The 16,127-nt window shown below is 62.0% G+C and carries 10 protein-coding genes; 9 read left to right on the top strand and 1 reads right to left on the bottom strand.

Translation table 11 applies throughout. The features are described 5' to 3' along the window. Positions 1-203 precede the first annotated feature (203 nt). From IGB42_RS07240 to hemF, 8 genes are all read left to right on the top strand, one after another. Positions 204-2,057, top strand: coding sequence for a ribonuclease catalytic domain-containing protein (locus IGB42_RS07240; RefSeq protein ID WP_159669213.1), 1,854 nt, complete (start codon positions 204-206; stop codon positions 2,055-2,057). 90 nt (positions 2,058-2,147) lie between these two features. Continuing rightward, on the top strand, positions 2,148-2,714 hold the full coding sequence (locus IGB42_RS07235) for a hypothetical protein (protein WP_159669210.1): 567 nt from the start codon (positions 2,148-2,150) through the stop codon (positions 2,712-2,714). A 181-nt stretch (positions 2,715-2,895) separates the two neighbouring features. Next, positions 2,896-3,276 carry an aspartate 1-decarboxylase gene (panD, locus tag IGB42_RS07230; RefSeq protein WP_159669207.1) on the top strand — a complete coding sequence of 127 codons (381 nt, stop codon included), beginning with the start codon at positions 2,896-2,898 and terminating at the stop codon, positions 3,274-3,276. Between the two features lie 463 nt (positions 3,277-3,739). Continuing rightward, entirely contained in the window at positions 3,740-5,779 is a 2,040-nt protein-coding gene (locus IGB42_RS07225) for a glycosyl hydrolase family 18 protein (protein ID WP_236822524.1), read from the top strand. 444 nt (positions 5,780-6,223) lie between these two features. Beyond that, complete coding sequence (locus IGB42_RS07220; protein ID WP_159669204.1) at positions 6,224-8,320, top strand: M60 family metallopeptidase; 2,097 nt, start codon at positions 6,224-6,226, stop codon at positions 8,318-8,320. 216 nt (positions 8,321-8,536) lie between these two features. Continuing rightward, a complete protein-coding gene (locus tag IGB42_RS07215) occupies positions 8,537-8,800 on the top strand; it encodes a hypothetical protein (RefSeq protein WP_159669201.1) in 264 nt (87 codons plus the stop codon). 34 nt (positions 8,801-8,834) lie between these two features. Next, positions 8,835-9,299, top strand: coding sequence for a copper chaperone PCu(A)C (locus IGB42_RS07210; protein WP_159669198.1), 465 nt, complete (start codon positions 8,835-8,837; stop codon positions 9,297-9,299). 137 nt (positions 9,300-9,436) lie between these two features. Continuing rightward, positions 9,437-10,360, top strand: coding sequence for an oxygen-dependent coproporphyrinogen oxidase (gene hemF, locus IGB42_RS07205; protein ID WP_159669195.1), 924 nt, complete (start codon positions 9,437-9,439; stop codon positions 10,358-10,360). Between the two features lie 9 nt (positions 10,361-10,369). Here the strand turns inward: hemF and IGB42_RS07200 are convergent, their stop codons facing one another. Then, complete coding sequence (locus IGB42_RS07200; RefSeq protein ID WP_201799859.1) at positions 10,370-11,257, bottom strand: SMP-30/gluconolactonase/LRE family protein; 888 nt, start codon at positions 11,255-11,257, stop codon at positions 10,370-10,372. Positions 11,258-11,620: 363 nt separating this feature from the next. On the opposite strand from IGB42_RS07200, the gene gltB reads away from it, so the two are divergent. Next, positions 11,621-16,054, top strand: a complete 4,434-nt coding sequence (gene gltB, locus IGB42_RS07195) for a glutamate synthase large subunit (protein WP_159669192.1) — start codon at positions 11,621-11,623, stop codon at positions 16,052-16,054. Positions 16,055-16,127: the final 73 nt, after the last annotated feature.

Genomic DNA, 16,127 nt, shown 5'->3' with positions numbered 1-16,127 from the left:
AACAACGGCGCTGCCTGTTTGATTCCACGCCCCCCGCCATCGCCACCGCGAGGGAGCTTCGCTGTCGCTCGTCAAGTGATGCTGCAGTCTGGTGGTGTTAACTTCAAGCCCGGCCATGCCGTGCGTTGTTCTTTCCATCGGGTTTTCAAGTGTTTGCCATGGGGGGTGTTGTATAATCGCGCCCTTTTCTTTCGGGTATCCCCATGCACGTTTTTTACGAGGAAGACGGCAGCTTCAAGGTTGCAACGGTCAAGGAAAGCCAGCCGGCCAGCCTCATGGTGGAAGACGTGCGCGGCAAGCGCAGCAAGGTCAAGACCGGCAACGTGCTGCTGAACTTCGAGCGGCCCGATCCGGCCACGCTGTGGAGCGAGGCCGAAGCGCTGGCTGCGGATATCGATACCGATTTCCTGTGGGAAGTGTGCGAGCAGGCCGAATTCGCGTTCGAGAAGCTTGCGGCGGATTACTTCGGTGAAAAGCCCTCCGCACCGCAGCAGGCCGCGGTGCTGTTTGCCATCACGCGCAACCCGATGTACTTCTACAAGAAGGGCAAGGGCCACTACAAGCCGGCGCCGGAAGACAACCTGAAGGCCGCCAAGGCCGGGCTGGAGCGCAAGCAGCGCGAAGCCGAGCAGATGGCCGCCTGGCAGGATGAACTGCTGGCCGGCACGCTGCCGGAAGCCTTCGTGCCGCTCACCAGAACACTGCTGCACCGCCCGGACAAGAACCGCATCGAATGGAAGGCGCTGGCGCAGGCGGCCGATGCCGCGCATACCTCGCCGCTGCGCCTCTTGGAGCGCGTGGGCGCGATCAAGGATGTCGAGCAGTACTATCTGGATGGCTTCCTGCTGGAGTACTTCCCGAAGGGGCGAGAGTTCGAACCGGCCGAACCGGTATTTGCCCCTACCGATCTGCCCACTGCCGATGTGCAGGCGTTCTCGATCGACGACGCCACCACCACCGAGATCGACGATGCGTTCAGCCTGAAAAAGCTGGCCAATGGCAATACGCAAGTCGGTATCCATATCGCCGCGCCGGCGCTGGGCATCACGCCGGGCAGCGAGCTGGACAAACACCTGCTGGAACGCCTGTCCACCGTGTATTTCCCCGGTGACAAGATCACCATGCTGCCCGATTCCGCCGTGCGCGTGTTCACGCTGGAGGCAGGCAGCGCCCGCCCGGCGCTATCGATGTACCTGGAAGTAGGCCCGGGGTTCGATATCCTGTCGCATCGCTCCACCGTCGAGCTGGTGCCGGTGGCCGCCAACCTGCGCCATGGCGATGTGGAAGCACACTTCAACGAGGATACCGCCGGCCGCGATGGCGGTGATTACCCGTGGAAGGAAGAGCTCACCTACCTGTGGCACCTGGCCGGTGCGCTGGAAGCCCGCCGCGGCCGGGCGGATGACCCGAATGCGCCGGTGCGCCTCGATTACAGTTTCTATGTCGAGAAAAATGTCGACGGCAGCAAGAAGGTCAGCATCATCCCGCGCAAGCGCGGCGCGCCGATGGACAAGCTGGTGGCCGAGCTGATGATTCACGTCAACAGCCAGTGGGGCAAGGACCTGCGCACTGCCGAGGTTGCCGCCATCTACCGCACGCAATCGCAAGGGCGCGTGCGCATGACCACGCAGGCCGGCCCGCACGTGGGGCTGGGAGTGGATTGCTATGCGTGGTCCAGCTCGCCGCTGCGCCGCGCGGTGGATTTCATCAACCAGCAACAACTGCTGGCCATGGTACGCGGTGAAAAACCGCGCTATGCACGCAACGACGCCGAGCTGTTCGCTGCCATCGGCTCTTTCGATACCGCGTACGCCGCCTATGGCGAGTTCCAGGACAAGATGGAGCGCTACTGGTGCCTGCGCTACATGGAACAGGAAAACATCAAGGAGATCTCCGGCGTGGTCATCAAGGAGAACCTGGTGCGCATCGACGGCATGCCGCTGGTGCTGCGCGTGGCAGGCCTGCCGGAATTACCGGCCGGCTCCACGGTCGTACTGCAACGGATGGCGATCGATTATCTGGAACTGAACGTGGAATGCCGGATGGCCACCATCTGAGACAGTACTCCGTACGGCGCGGCCGACACTTCGTCGGCCGTCCTGGCGCATCTTGCCCCCACGCAGCATCACACAGGCTAGCTTTTGAACATGTTGCCCAAACAAACCCTTAACCGCTTGCTGCCCATCCGTTTCCGCAATGGCGAGCAGGTACGCCAGTTTTCCAAGCCGTGCGTGCGCTGCGGGCAGATGATCAATGCCAAGGACATGCTGGGCATGGCGCGTTTGCTGGATGACCAGATCGCCATCGCCGCCGAGGCGCGCTGCCCGCATTGCGGCGAAAGCTTTGGCGTGGCCTGTGTGGTGGACGCGGAAAAGCGCGTGCGCCGCGTAGTGATCCCGGCATGGATGTTCGGGCTCTACCTGCGCAACCTGCCGCAGCAGGCTGGCGAGCGCATTATCACGCCGGCCGATGCCGCAGCGCCGGCCACCGAAGCGCCCGTTGCCGTGCCGCCGGCCCTGCCGGAAGCCGCTGCCCCCAGCCGCGCGCAGGACATCGTGCGTGGTGAAGAGGTGGTGGGCCGCTATCTGGACAAGCCGATTCCGGCCTGGGTGCAGGTGGATGGCCGCCGGCTGGCGTTCGAGCGGGTGGAGCTGGGCCAGAAAGTGGCGCCGCATGAATTCCTGCTGGATGGCTGCCTGGTTTACAAGGGCTGAACGGCACTTGTGTGGTGCCGGCATGCACCCATCTTTGCCGGTGGGTAGCTGCAATTGGCACCGTGCCAGTGCACGGCCAGCCGTCAGCCGGTGGCCTGACGCGGCAATCCGCACTTGGCATTGCAAATCAAGCCGCTATAATCGCCACCCTTATCCAGTAAATGACCGGCGGAGGCTCGCCATGCAACGTTCGATGCTCAAATCCAAAATCCACCGCGCGACGGCCACGCACGCGGAACTGCACTACGAGGGCTCGTGTGCAATCGATGAGGACTTGCTCGAAGCGGCCAATATCCGCGAATTCGAAGCCATCGATATCTGGAACATCAATAATGGTGCACGTTTCTCCACCTACGCACTGAAAGCGGCGCGTGGCTCGGGCATCATCTCGGTCAATGGCTCTGCGGCACGCAGCGCGCAAGTGGGTGACCTGCTGATCATTGCCACCTTCGCCAGCTACGACGAAGCGGAAATCGCCAACCACCAGCCGTCGCTGGTGTATGTGGATTCCGCCAACCGCATGGTGCGCGCCAGCAACGCCATCCCCACGCAGACGGATTGAGCCAGCCGCGCGGCCCGGTGGCTGCAATGCCTGCGGAAATAATGAGACACAATCGCCAGCGCGGTTTGTCAGTTAAGCCCTGAAAAAGCCCTCCTGTTGTCAGGAGGGCTTTTTGTTTGCGCCATGCCAGCAGGCCGGCAGTACTTGGCAATCGGGGTATTTGCTGCGATGCAGCATGTATTCCACCCGCATGATCCACATAAAACCTCCGCTCGGGTATGTTCTTGTTGCGGTGCAACCAAGCGGGCATATAGACGCCGCAGATAAGGTGTTTTGCTTATACACCGCACGACTTTCCCACCCAGTAAACATTAGAAAATAAGCATAAAACAACCTTTCTCCGGCTACTGGCATACCGGCTGGTATGTGGGCAAACTCGCCGCACGCGATGTTCCATGAGGCATCGCGGGTAGTTAGTTCAAACCAAGAAATCACAGTTCAAGCCAAGATCTGGAGGATAGAAATGAATTTGAAGCCTGCCTTTGGCATGCGCATGACCATTGCTGCTGCAATGGTTGTTGCCTATGCCGGCGCGCAAGCCGCCACTTACCCGGCGTGGAGCGCATCGCAAACCTACAACGGTGGCGAAACCGTCACTTTTGAAGGCAACAATTACAAGGCGCAGTGGTGGACCAAGGGCGATAGCCCGGCTACCAACTCTGGCGCTGCCGGTTCCGGCAAGGTCTGGCTGAATCAGGGTCCGGCCGATAGCACCAACCCGACCGTGGTGCCGAGCACCACGCCGACCGTGCTGCCAACAGCCCAGCCGACTGCACAACCGACCGTCATCCCGACTGGTGGCCCGGTGGTATGCATCGGCGCACCGTGGGTAACCACCACCGCGTATAACGGTGGCGCACAAGTGAGCTTCCAGGGCCGCCTGTACAAGGCCAAGTGGTGGACACAGGGCAATTCGCCAGCCACCAACAGCGGCGTGGGCCAGCCATGGGAAGACATCGGTCCTTGCGGCGATCCGCTGCCGACCACCAAGCCGACTGTGCAGCCGACGGTGCAACCGACCGTACAGCCTACCGTCAAGCCGACAGTGCAACCGACGGTACAGCCAACAGTGCAGCCGACCGTGCAACCCACAGTTCAGCCGACTGTGAAGCCAACGGTACAGCCGACAGTACAACCCACCATCATCCCGACCGTACAACCTTCGGTGCAGCCGACGGTTATTCCGGGCAACAAGCAAGTGGGCGCGTACTTTGCACAGTGGGGCATCTACGCTCGCAACTATCAGGTTACCAACGTCGAGAGCACCGGTTCGGCTGCCAAGCTGACGTTCCTGAACTACGCGTTCGGCAACATCTACCAGAAGAACGGTGGCTACGAGTGCGGCATCATCAACAAGCTGGAACCGGGCGCAACCAACGCGAACGATCCGCAAGCTGGTACCGGTGGCGATGCGTGGGCTGACTACCAGAAGGGCTTCCCTGGTGATACATGGGGCTGGCCGCAATGGGATGATCCGCGTAATGGCGTATCCGGTCCGCTCAAGGGCAACTTCAACCAGTTGAAGCAGCTCAAAGCCAAGAACCCGAACCTGAAGGTGTTCATCTCGCTGGGCGGCTGGACATGGTCCAAGTGGTTCGGTGCTGCATCGGCTACCGATGCACTGCGCAAGCAGCTGGTCAGCAGTTGTATCGACGTTTACATCAAGGGCAACCTGCCGTTTGATGCAGGCTCGAACGCCGGCGGTCCGGGCGTAGCAGCTGGCGTGTTCGACGGTATCGATATCGACTGGGAATTCCCGGGCGGTGGCGGCCAGCCGTACAACACGGTGACTGCGAACGACAACCAGAACTTCACGCTGTTGCTGGCCGAGTTCCGCAAGCAGCTCGATGCCATCGGTGCAACCACAGGCAAGCGTTATGCGCTGACCGTGGCGATCGGTTCCGGCAAGGACAAGATCGTCAACACCAACCCGGCCGAGTACAGCAAGTCGCTGGACTGGATCAACCTGATGTCCTATGACTTCCACGGCGGTTGGGAAGCAACAGGTCCGACGGATTTCCATTCCAACCTGTATCCGGATCCGGCCAGCCCGAACTACAACGATCCGAAGACCGGCCAGCCGGGCCTGGGTGCCGAGTACAACATCGACCGCGCAGTGAAAAACCTGCTGGCAGGTGGTGCACCGGCTTCCAAGATCGTCGTGGGTATTCCTTTCTACGGTCGTGGCTGGACTGGCGTGACCAACGCCAACAACGGTCTGTACCAGGCAGCGACCAAGCCTGCAGCCGGCACCTATGAAGCGGGCGTTGAAGACTACAAGGTCCTCAAGAACGCTGCAGGTACCGTCTACACCAACGCGGTGACCAAGCAGAGCTGGAAGTTCGACGGCAGCACCTTCTGGTCGTACGACACCACTGACAACATTGCCACCAAGGTGGACTATGTGAACGCCAATAGCCTTGGCGGTCTGTTCAGCTGGTCGCTCGATGGTGACGACAGCACGGCAACCCTGCTCAATGCAATGAGCAAGGTCCGTCAGTAAGCGCTGAAGTCCGGTAGTAAACGGAAAGCCCTCCCCGCAAGGGGAGGGCTTTTTGTCGTCTAGACCACCGTCCGTCGGAAAGCTGGCCCGGACTGCCGCGGGCAAGCCAGTGCTGACGTGTGCAAATGCTGTAAGCATACGGTGAACTACTTATGTCGCCGGAGACAACCTATCGTGCGAATGGTCGATACCTGCATGGCAAAAACACGGGGAACCGTTGCTGATCGCGCAGCTTGTTTACGAGTCTTTGGATGACTGCGTAAAGATTTTTTAAGGTGATTTGAAAGATGCTGCTGGCGACCGGCGATGGCGCCGGTTTTGCTGTCTGCATTGCGCCACCGCAATGGGTTTAGCAAATCAATGAATGCTGATTTGCTCAGGTATCATTCCCGCGCTGGCATGCAATGACCTGCCTGCAGATAACAAAGCCATAGGGAGAGAGACATGTTTTCGAAGTCCGTTTTCGCAACGCGGCTGACGGGCGCTGCTGCGCTCGTGGTGGCCGTTGCCAGCGCGCACGCCGCCAGCTATCCGGCGTGGAGTGTCAGCACCACCTACAACGGTGGCGAACTGGTTACCTATGAAGGCCAGAATTATCAGGCACAGTGGTGGACCAGGGGCGATAGCCCGGCCACCAGCGCTGGCGCCGTGGGTACCGGCAAGGTGTGGTTGCCTCTGGGGGCCGCCGGCGGCGTTACCAGCGTGCCCACTACCGCACCGAGCATCTTGCCCAACGCAAAACCCACCGTGGCACCGGTTGCCACGCCTGCCCCGGTCGCCACTGCTACGCCGGCACCTGCCGCGACAGCCGCACCGGGCAGCTATGCCGCATGGGATGCCGCACGCATTTACGATGTGGCCGGTACCCGCGTCAGCTACGGCGGCAAGGTTTACCAGAACAAGTGGTGGACGCGCGGCGATACGCCGTCGCAGTCCGGCCAGTACGGCGTGTGGCAGGAAGTGACCGGCATGGTCGTGACCGCCGTGCCTACCGTTGCCCCCACCGCGAAGCCGACGGCGGCACCGACAGCCACCCCGAAACCGACAGCAACACTGGCTCCGACTGCAGCACCGACAGTGGCGCCAACCGCCACCCCTAAACCCACGGCAACACCGGTGCCTACAACTGCGCCGACGGCAACACCGGTACCTACCGCCAGGCCGACCATTGCCCCGACACCAACCGCGGTGCCGACGCCGAAACCGACCGTTGCACCTACGCTGGCGCCTACGCCCAAGCCTACTGCCACGCCGGTGCCGACAGCAACGCCAACGCCGGCCCCGGTCGGCAGCATCGTGCCGCCACGCGCCATCACGCTGGAGCAGCCGGGCAATATCGGCACGCTGCGTGCCGCGCAACTGCGCAGCTTCAACCACACCCCGTTCCAGTCCACCGGTTACTGGGTGCAGCCGGGCGATGTGCTGGTGGTGAGCTACTACTACACGGGCGCCGCACCCAGTCAGGTGCCGGAAATCTGGATCCACAGCATTGATGACGACACCTGGAACTACGATTCCGACCAGAAGGTGAAGCTCGCCGTGGGCAGCACCACCATCACCGCCACCAGGGCAGGCGCCGTGTATGCAGCGGTGTTCAACAACCCCACCGGCGGCGAGATGAAAATCGAGCTGGTATCCGGTGGCCGCGTGATGCCGCGCTTCGTGCTGGGCCAGCACAGCGCAGCAGACTGGACGCAAATGCTGGCCACGTATGGTGACGCACCGTATGGCGAGCTGGTGAGCAAGCGCGCCATGCTGACCGCCACCATGGCCAAGGTGAAGAAGTTTGCCACCGATCCGGTCGGCGTGATGACCACGTGGGACGAGATCGTGCGCCTGGAGGACGAGCAATACGGCATCGTGCCGGGCAATGCATGGCCGCATAACCCCACGCCGCATCGCTTCCACTTCGTGGAGCTGCCGCCGTACGACGGCTGGATGTACTCGTGGCAGTACCGGATGGCCAGCGCATCGGATGACGGCGCGATCGGCGCGGTGCTCAACAACAAGACGCTGCGCACCGATGGCTGGGGCCCATGGCATGAGCTGGGCCACCAGTACCAGATGTCCAGCTTCACCTGGGCAGACCAGACCGAAGTGACGGTGAACCTGTCGTCGGCCTACGTGCAGCGTGCGCTGGGCAATGTCAGCCGCTTCGAAAGCGGTGGCACCTGGACCAAGAGCCTCGCTTACCTGAACCAGGCCACACGTGACTTTGCCACCCAGTCCGACCTGTTCGTGCGGGCCTCGATGTTCTGGCAGCTGGACCTGACCTTCGGCCGTGATTTCTACGCCAGGGTGGGCACCAACTACCGCAACATGCCGGCTGCGCAACGCCCAGGTACCGATGCGGCCAAGAAGCAGACCTTCGTGATCGAAACCAGCCGCGTGGCCGGTTACGACCTCACACCGTTCTTCGTGCAATGGGGCGTTCCGGTTGATACCGCCACCAAAACCACGCTGAATGGCCTGGCGCTGAAAACGCTCACGCAGCCGATTTGGCTGAACCGCGACAGCAACGTGGCGTACAAGCTGTACTGATGCAGCGTTGACTGCAGCAGCAATCGAAAAAGCCGGGTGGTTTCCCGGCTTTTTCTTTGCGCGCTTGCCCCGCTGCAGGCGCGGTTGCTGGCCGTAACGGGCGGGCTGTGTAGAATGAGCAAATCCTGATTGCCTGTGGCTACCGTGCTGCGTCATTCCCCACATCATCTCCGACTTGTGCTGCTGCTGTTCTGCCTCGCGCTTGCTGTGCCCGGCATGCCGCGACCGGTGCGCGCGGATGTGGCATTGGCGGCACTGTGCAGCGGCCAGAAACCACCCAAGGGGATCGTGGAGCAGGTGGGGCAGCACGATTGCTGCAGCAGCCATGCATCGCCGCATGCGTTGCCGCTGCAGCAGGCCGGTATTGCGCTGCAAGCCATGCAGCCGGTGCTGGTCACGGTGCGCTTGCCCGGTAGCGTGGCGGCGCAATGGTTGCGCCCGCGCATGCGTGATCCGCCGGGGTTGCCGTTCACCGGCTGAATTGCAAACCCCTTGATCCACGACGAGAAAACTCATGAATATCCGCTCCTGCCTTGCCGCTGGCGCATTGCTGCTGGCCTCCCTGCCTGTACTGGCGCATGAATACGAAGCCGGCAACCTGCTGATCACCCACCCATGGACCCGCGCTACGCCGCCCGGCGGGCAAGCCGGTGGCGTGTTCCTTACCATCAAGAACAGTGGCGAAGCCGACCAGCTCATTGCCGCCAGGGCCGATGTGTCTGCCGAAGCGGGGCTGCACCAGATGAAGCTCGATAATGGCGTGATGAAAATGACTGCTTTGCCGCAGATCGATATCCCTGCCAAGGGCGAGTTGCAGCTCAAGCCCGGCAGTTACCACATCATGCTGGACGGCCTGAAGGCGCCGTTGAAGGAGGGGGGCAAGTTCCCGCTCACGCTGGTGTTCAAGCGCGCGGGCGAGGTCAAGGTCAGCGTGAAGGTCGAATCCATCAGCGCCAAAGCCGAGGATATCCGGCACTGAAGCACCCGCCGGGCAGCGGCATGCCGGCATTTGATCTGGATCAGAAAACCCCGCATCAGTTGCTGCGGGGTTTTTTGTTGCCGCCGCCGCTGCCGTATCATCCGGGTTGACCCGATATTCATCACTACAAGGCCATCATGGACAGCATTGCCGTCAAGGATTACCTGCTCTCGCTGCAGCAGAACATCGTCGCCACCCTGGAGCAATACGATGGCGGTACCTTTCTGGTGGATGAATGGGCGCGGCCGGCCGGGGGGGGGGGCATCAGCCGTGTGATCGAAAACTCGGCACTGTTGGAACGTGGCGGCGTGCTGTTCTCGCATGTGAAGGGCGATGCCATGCCGGCATCGGCTACCGCGCACCGCCCGCAACTGGCCGGCAGCCACTGGGAGGCCATGGGCGTATCGCTGGTGCTGCACCCGCGCAACCCGTATATCCCCACCGTGCACATGAATGTGCGCTGCTTCTTTGCCTACCCGCAGGCCGGGCAGGATGGCGCAGCGGCCGGTGAGCCGGTGTTCTGGTTTGGCGGCGGCATGGATCTCACGCCGTATTACGGCTTCGATGAAGATGCCGTGCATTTCCACCAGGTGTGCAAGGATGCGCTCGACGGGATGGGTGAACAGTACTATCCGAAGTTCAAGGATTGGTGCGACCGCTATTTCTTCCTCAAGCACCGCAACGAGGCGCGTGGCATCGGCGGGGTGTTCTTCGATGACTTTGCCGAACTGGGTTTTGATGGCAGCTTTGCACTGATGCGTTCGATGGGCGATGCATTCCTGACCGCCTATACCCCCATCGTCGCGCGTCGTCGCGAGATCGAATACGGCCCGCGCGAGCGCGACTGGCAGTCATACCGCCGCGGCCGCTATGTGGAGTTCAACCTGGTGTGGGATCGTGGCACGCTGTTCGGCCTGCAGTCGGGCGGGCGCACCGAATCGATCCTGTGCTCGATGCCGCCGGGCGCCAGCTGGCGTTACGACTGGCAACCACCGGCCGGCTCGCCGGAGGCGCAATTGCTGAGTGATTTCCTGCCGGTGAAAAACTGGTTGGGCAACTGAACGCGGTACTCAGCGCGTGTTGACGTCGAACACTTCCACCCAGCGTTTGTCCTGCAGTGTCACATACGCCTGCCGGTAATCGGGGCTGAAGGCAATGTTGGTGGGCTTGTTGCCGTGCAGGGCAATTTCGCGCACCACAGCGCCAGCAGGGGACAGCACCACCACGCTGCCCTTGCCGTAGCGGGTGACGTACAGGTTGCCATCGGGATGCACGCGCATGCCATCGAGCCCGCCATCGGCAAAATCCTTGAAGCGGGTTTTGCCGCTGATGTTGCCGGCGGCATCGATGGCGAAGCGCCAGATGGTGCGCTGCATGCTCTCGTTCACATAGAGCGTTTTGTTGTCCGGGCTGACCTCGATGCCGTTGGTGGTGCCCATGTTCTCCGCCAGCAGCGTGCTGCTGCCGTCGGTATCGATGCGCCACAGCTTGCCGCTGCGGCTGCCCCAGTGCGGGTCGGATGCGAACAGCACGCCGTTCTTCATCAATGCCAGGTCGTTGGGCTGGTTCATTGCCGGATTGCTGGCGTGGATGCTGACCGCGCGCGTGGCCAGGTTGATCTTGTAGACGTTGTGGCCGACATGATCGGTGGCATACAGGTTGCCGCGCCCGTCAAAACGCATGCCGCTGCTGATGCTGCCGGCGGGCAGGTCGACTAACAGGGTGGGGGCGCTGGCGCCCGGCGTGAGCTGGCCGATGCTGCCGTCGTGGTCGAAGTTCACCACATACAGGTTGCCGGCATCGTCCACCGCCGGCCCTTCGATACCGGTGGTGAACACGGCCGGGGTCAGTACGCGTGACAGCACCGGCTTGGCTTGCTGCGCGAAGGCAACGTGGGTAAGTGCCACAAAGGCCAGCAAGGCGCTGCGTTGCCAGTGCGATAGGGCGATTGTTTTCAATGCGTTGGCCTCTGGCTGGCAGCGTGTGACGGGTTGAACGGGTGTGGTCGATTTGTCGTGACAGTGCCGGCAATCAAACAACTGACATGCATATATGCCAGCTGGTTCCCCCCGGCAACGGGTGGCGCAGCATCGGTGCTGCGATAGCCTGGGACCAGCAAGGTGCGGCGCAGCGGAATCAACGATCACGCCTGCTGCGGGCTTAACGCAGGAAAATAATACCGAAAGTCCGGTGTTGGCTATGGGTAGCGGGTTTTCCCCGATTGCCGCCCTTGGCGTGCTCGGGTTGCGGCTTAGGCGGTTTTCGGACTAGAATCAAGACCTTTTCGCTGTAAATTCGGCGCATTTCGTAAAGGTTTTGGGATGGATCGACAAAGCTGGCTGCAGGGCACGCTGTACAGCCCGAGCTTCGAGCAGGATAGTTGTGGTTTCGGCTTGATCGCGCAGATGGACGACAAACCGAGCCATTGGCTGGTTTCGACGGCGATCAGCTCGCTCGCCTGCCTCACGCACCGCGGCGCGGTGGCGGCTGATGGCAAGTCGGGTGACGGCTGTGGTCTCTTGTTCCGCAAGCCGGATGGCTTCCTGCGCGCCGTGGCCGCCGAGAACGGCTTCACGCTGGCTGCCGACTATGCTGCCGGCCTGGTGTTCCACAGTGATGACGCTTCGCTGACCCGCCTGCAAGCAGAGATCGAAGCGCAGGGCCTCGGCTTTGCCGGCCTGCGCGAAGTACCGGTCAATCTGGAAGCCTGTGGCGAATACGCATTGCGCACCCTGCCCAAGTTCAAGCAGGTTTTCGTCAATGCCGGTGCCGGCATGGACGATGCCACCTTTACCCGCAAGCTTTACCAGGCGCGCCGCCTGGCGGAAAAAGCCAACAAGGACGACAAGGCGTTCTACCTGCCTACGCTGAACCCGCACGTGATGTCGTACAAGGGCCTGGTCACGCCGGACAACCTGCCGGTGTTCTACCTCGACCTCAAGGACGAGCGCTTCGAATCGTCGCTGGCCGTGTACCACCAGCGCTTCTCGACCAACACCTGGCCGCAGTGGAAGCTGGCGCAGCCGTTCCGCTTCGTTGCGCACAACGGCGAAATCAACACCTTGCACGGCAACCGCCTGTGGGCCAAGGCGCGCGAAGCCATCATGGATACGCCGAACCTCGACATGGACGCGGTACGCCCGATCGTCCAGACCGATGGTTCCGATTCGATGAGCCTCGACAACATGCTCGAAGGCCTGATGATGGGCGGCATCGACATTTTCCGTGCCTTCCGCATGCTGGTGCCGCCGGCATGGCAGAACGTCGATTCCAACGACCGCGACCTGCGCGCGTTCTACGAATACAACTCCATGCACATGGAACCATGGGACGGCCCGGCCGGCCTCGTGTGGACCAATGGCCGCTACGCCGGCTGTGCGCTCGACCGTAACGGCCTGCGTCCGGCACGCTATGTGATCACCAAGGATCGCCACCTGACCATCGCGTCGGAAGTGGGCACCTGGAATTACAAGCCGGAAGACGTGGTGAAGAAAGGCCGCGTGAAGCCGGGCCAGATCGTTGCCGTCGACCTGCAGACCGGCGAGTTCCTCGATACCGAAACCATCGACAACCGTCTGAAGGCTGCGCATCCGTACCGTGAATGGGTGAAGAAAAACGCCCAGCACATGGAAATTGCCGAGGATGTCGGCCCGCTGGCCGAAATGGATGCCGGCACGCTGCTGACGTACCAGAAGCAGTTCCAGCTCACCTACGAAGAGCGCGACCAGATCCTGCGCGTGCTGGCTGCTGACGGCCAGGAAGCCATCGGCTCGATGGGCGACGACACCCCGATGGCCGTGCTGTCGGAAAAGGTGCGCTCGCCATTCGATTACCTGCGCCAGCAGTTTGCCCAGGTGACCAACCCGCCGATCGACCCGATCCGCGAAGCGATCGTGATGTCGCTGAACACCTGCTTCGGCCCGGAACGCAACATCTTCCAGGAAAGCGAAGAAAACGCCCGCCGCCTGGAAGTGCGCTCGCCGGTGCTGTCCAGCGACAAGTTCGATGCGCTGGTCAACCTGCAGGGTGCCGACTACAAGCCGGCGTTCTTCGATATCAGCTTCGAGCCATCGCAAACCACGCTGCAGGGCGCAATCGAAGCGCTGCGCGCTGCGGTGCTCAAGTCGGTAACCGACGAGCAGACCGTGATCGTGGTGCTGTCCGACAAGCACATTGCCAAGGGCCGTTTGCCGATCCCGGCACTGTTTGCCGTCGGCGCCGTGCACCACGCGCTGGTCGATTCGGGCCTGCGCTGCAAGACCAACATCATCATCGAAACCGCCACCGCACGTGATCCGCACCACTTTGCGTGCCTGATCGGCTATGGCGCGACCGCGGTATTCCCGTACTTGGCGTACCAGACGATCAAGGAACTGATCGCCCTGGGCCAGATCGACTACCCGCTGGCCAAGGCCACCAACAACTTCCGCAAGGGCATCAACAAGGGCCTGCTGAAGATCCTGTCCAAGATGGGTATTTCCACCATCGCGTCGTATCGCGGCTCGCAGCTGTTCGAGGGCGTGGGCATCGGCGAGGAAGTGGTCGAACTGTGCCTGGCCGGTACCGTATCGCGTATCGGTGGCGCCAACTTTGCTGACTTTGAAGCAGACCAGGCGCAACTGAACAAGTTTGCGTTCAACCCGATGCGCCCGATCGCGCAGGGCGGCCTGCTCAAGTACGTGTTCGGCGAGGAATACCACGCCTACAACCCGGACGTGGTGATGCAGCTGCAAAAGGCGGTGAATGGCGGCGAGTACAAGGAATACCTGAAGTACGCGGACTTGGTGAACCACCGCCCGGTGGCCATGCTGCGCGACCTGATGGAGCTGCAGCTCGACCCGGCCAAGGCGATTGCCATCGATGAAGTCGAATCGGTCGAGGCCATCCTCAAGCGTTTCGATTCCGCCGGCATGTCGCTGGGCGCGTTGAGCCCGGAAGCGCACGAAGCGCTGGCCGAAGGCATGAACCGCCTGGGTGGTCGCTCGAACTCGGGCGAAGGTGGCGAGGACGCTGCACGCTACGGCACCATGAAGATGTCCAAGATCAAGCAGGTGGCCTCGGGCCGCTTTGGCGTGACACCGCATTACCTGGTGAACGCCGAAGTGCTGCAGATCAAGGTGGCGCAAGGCGCCAAGCCGGGTGAAGGCGGCCAGCTGCCGGGCGACAAGGTATCGCCGCTGATTGCCAAGCTGCGTTGCTCCAAGCCGGGCATCTCGCTGATTTCGCCGCCGCCGCACCACGATATCTACTCGATCGAAGATCTGGCACAGCTGATTTTCGACCTGAAGCAGGTGAACCCGGATGCGCTGGTATCGGTGAAGCTGGTTGCCGAGCCGGGCGTGGGCACCATTGCCGCCGGCGTGGCCAAGGCCTATGCCGACCTGATCACCATCTCCGGTTACGATGGTGGCACCGGCGCATCGCCGCTGGCATCGGTCAAGTATGCCGGCACCCCGTTCGAGCTCGGTCTGACCGAAGCACAACAGGTGCTGCGCGCCAACGGCCTGCGTGGCCGCGTGCGTGTGCAGGCTGACGGTGGCCTGAAGACCGGCCTCGACGTGGTCAAGGCCGCGATGATGGGTGCAGAGAGCTTCGGCTTCGGCACCGGCCCCATGGTGGCGCTGGGTTGCAAATACCTGCGGATCTGTCACCTCAACAACTGTGCGACCGGTGTTGCCACGCAGGAAATCAAGCTGCGCTCGAAGTACTTCACCGGTTTGCCGGACATGGTCGTCAACTACTTCACCTTCATCGCCCAGGAAACACGCGAATGGATGGCGAAGATCGGCGTGCGCACCATGGAAGAACTGATCGGCCGTACCGAAATGCTGGGCCTGTCTGCCGGTGCCACCGAGCGCCAGGGCCGATTGAAGCTGGACGTGCTGCTGAGCCAGGGTGATATCCCTGATTCGCTGCCGCGCTTCTGTGTCGAAGACCGCAACCCGTCGTTCGACAAGGGTGAGCTGGCCGAGCAGATGGTCAAGGACGCGATTGCCGGCATCAAGAGCAAGACGCCGCAACGTTTCGAATACCCGGTACGCAACATCAACCGCTCGATCGGTGCGCGCCTGTCCGGCGAAATCGCCAAGGCACACGGTGCCGATGGCCTGCCCGATGGCGGCCTGCACATCAAGCTGAACGGCTCTGCCGGCCAATCCTTCGGCGTGTGGAACGCCAAGGGCCTGACCATGGAAATCGAAGGCGATGCCAACGATTACGCGGGCAAGGGCATGGCAGGCGGCAAGCTGGTGATCTACCCGCCCAAGGCGAGCGAATTCCGCTCGGATGACGGCGTGATCGTCGGCAACACCTGCCTGTATGGCGCAACCGGTGGCGAGTTCTTCGCGGCCGGCAAGGGCGGCGAGCGTTTTGCGGTGCGTAACTCGGGTGCAACGGCAATCGTGGAAGGTGTGGGTGACCACGGCTGCGAATACATGACCGGTGGCGTGGTGATCGTGCTGGGTGAAACCGGCTACAACTTCGGCGCGGGCATGACCGGCGGCTTCGGCCTCGTCTACGACGTGCAGGAGCGCTTTGCCTACCGCATCAACAACGAGCTGGTTGATATCAACCTGATTAATGGCGAATCGTACGGTGCCGTGCGCGCCTACTTGCGCGGCAAGCTGACCGAGCACGTGGCGCTGACGGGCTCGTCCAAGGCGCAGGAGCTGCTGGCCAACTTCGATGAAGCGGTCGACTACTTCTGGCTGGTGAAGCCCAAGGCCGCCAAGCTCGACGACCTGTTGAAGGATTGATCCGGGGCAGCCTGGCTAGATCGCCGAACGTAAGTACGCAAGTACAAGAAGGCCCGACCGCGATGGTCGGGCC

The sequence above is a fragment of the Andreprevotia sp. IGB-42 genome (assembly GCF_009848685.1).
Taxonomy (GTDB): Bacteria; Pseudomonadota; Gammaproteobacteria; order Burkholderiales; family Chitinibacteraceae; genus Andreprevotia.
The sequence above is the reverse complement of the archived record's forward strand: the minus strand, read 5'-3'. Positions and strand labels throughout refer to the sequence as shown.

What these genes read in the sequence shown, in the direction of transcription:
- IGB42_RS07240 (WP_159669213.1), top strand. Translation starts at nt 204, where the DNA reads ATGCACGTTTTTTACGAGGAAGACGGCAGCTTCAAGGTTGCAACGGTC.
- IGB42_RS07235 (WP_159669210.1), top strand. Translation starts at nt 2,148, where the DNA reads ATGTTGCCCAAACAAACCCTTAACCGCTTGCTGCCCATCCGTTTCCGC.
- panD (WP_159669207.1), top strand. Translation starts at nt 2,896, where the DNA reads ATGCAACGTTCGATGCTCAAATCCAAAATCCACCGCGCGACGGCCACG.
- IGB42_RS07225 (WP_236822524.1), top strand. Translation starts at nt 3,740, where the DNA reads ATGAATTTGAAGCCTGCCTTTGGCATGCGCATGACCATTGCTGCTGCA.
- IGB42_RS07220 (WP_159669204.1), top strand. Translation starts at nt 6,224, where the DNA reads ATGTTTTCGAAGTCCGTTTTCGCAACGCGGCTGACGGGCGCTGCTGCG.
- IGB42_RS07215 (WP_159669201.1), top strand. Translation starts at nt 8,537, where the DNA reads ATGCCGCGACCGGTGCGCGCGGATGTGGCATTGGCGGCACTGTGCAGC.
- IGB42_RS07210 (WP_159669198.1), top strand. Translation starts at nt 8,835, where the DNA reads ATGAATATCCGCTCCTGCCTTGCCGCTGGCGCATTGCTGCTGGCCTCC.
- hemF (WP_159669195.1), top strand. Translation starts at nt 9,437, where the DNA reads ATGGACAGCATTGCCGTCAAGGATTACCTGCTCTCGCTGCAGCAGAAC.
- gltB (WP_159669192.1), top strand. Translation starts at nt 11,621, where the DNA reads ATGGATCGACAAAGCTGGCTGCAGGGCACGCTGTACAGCCCGAGCTTC.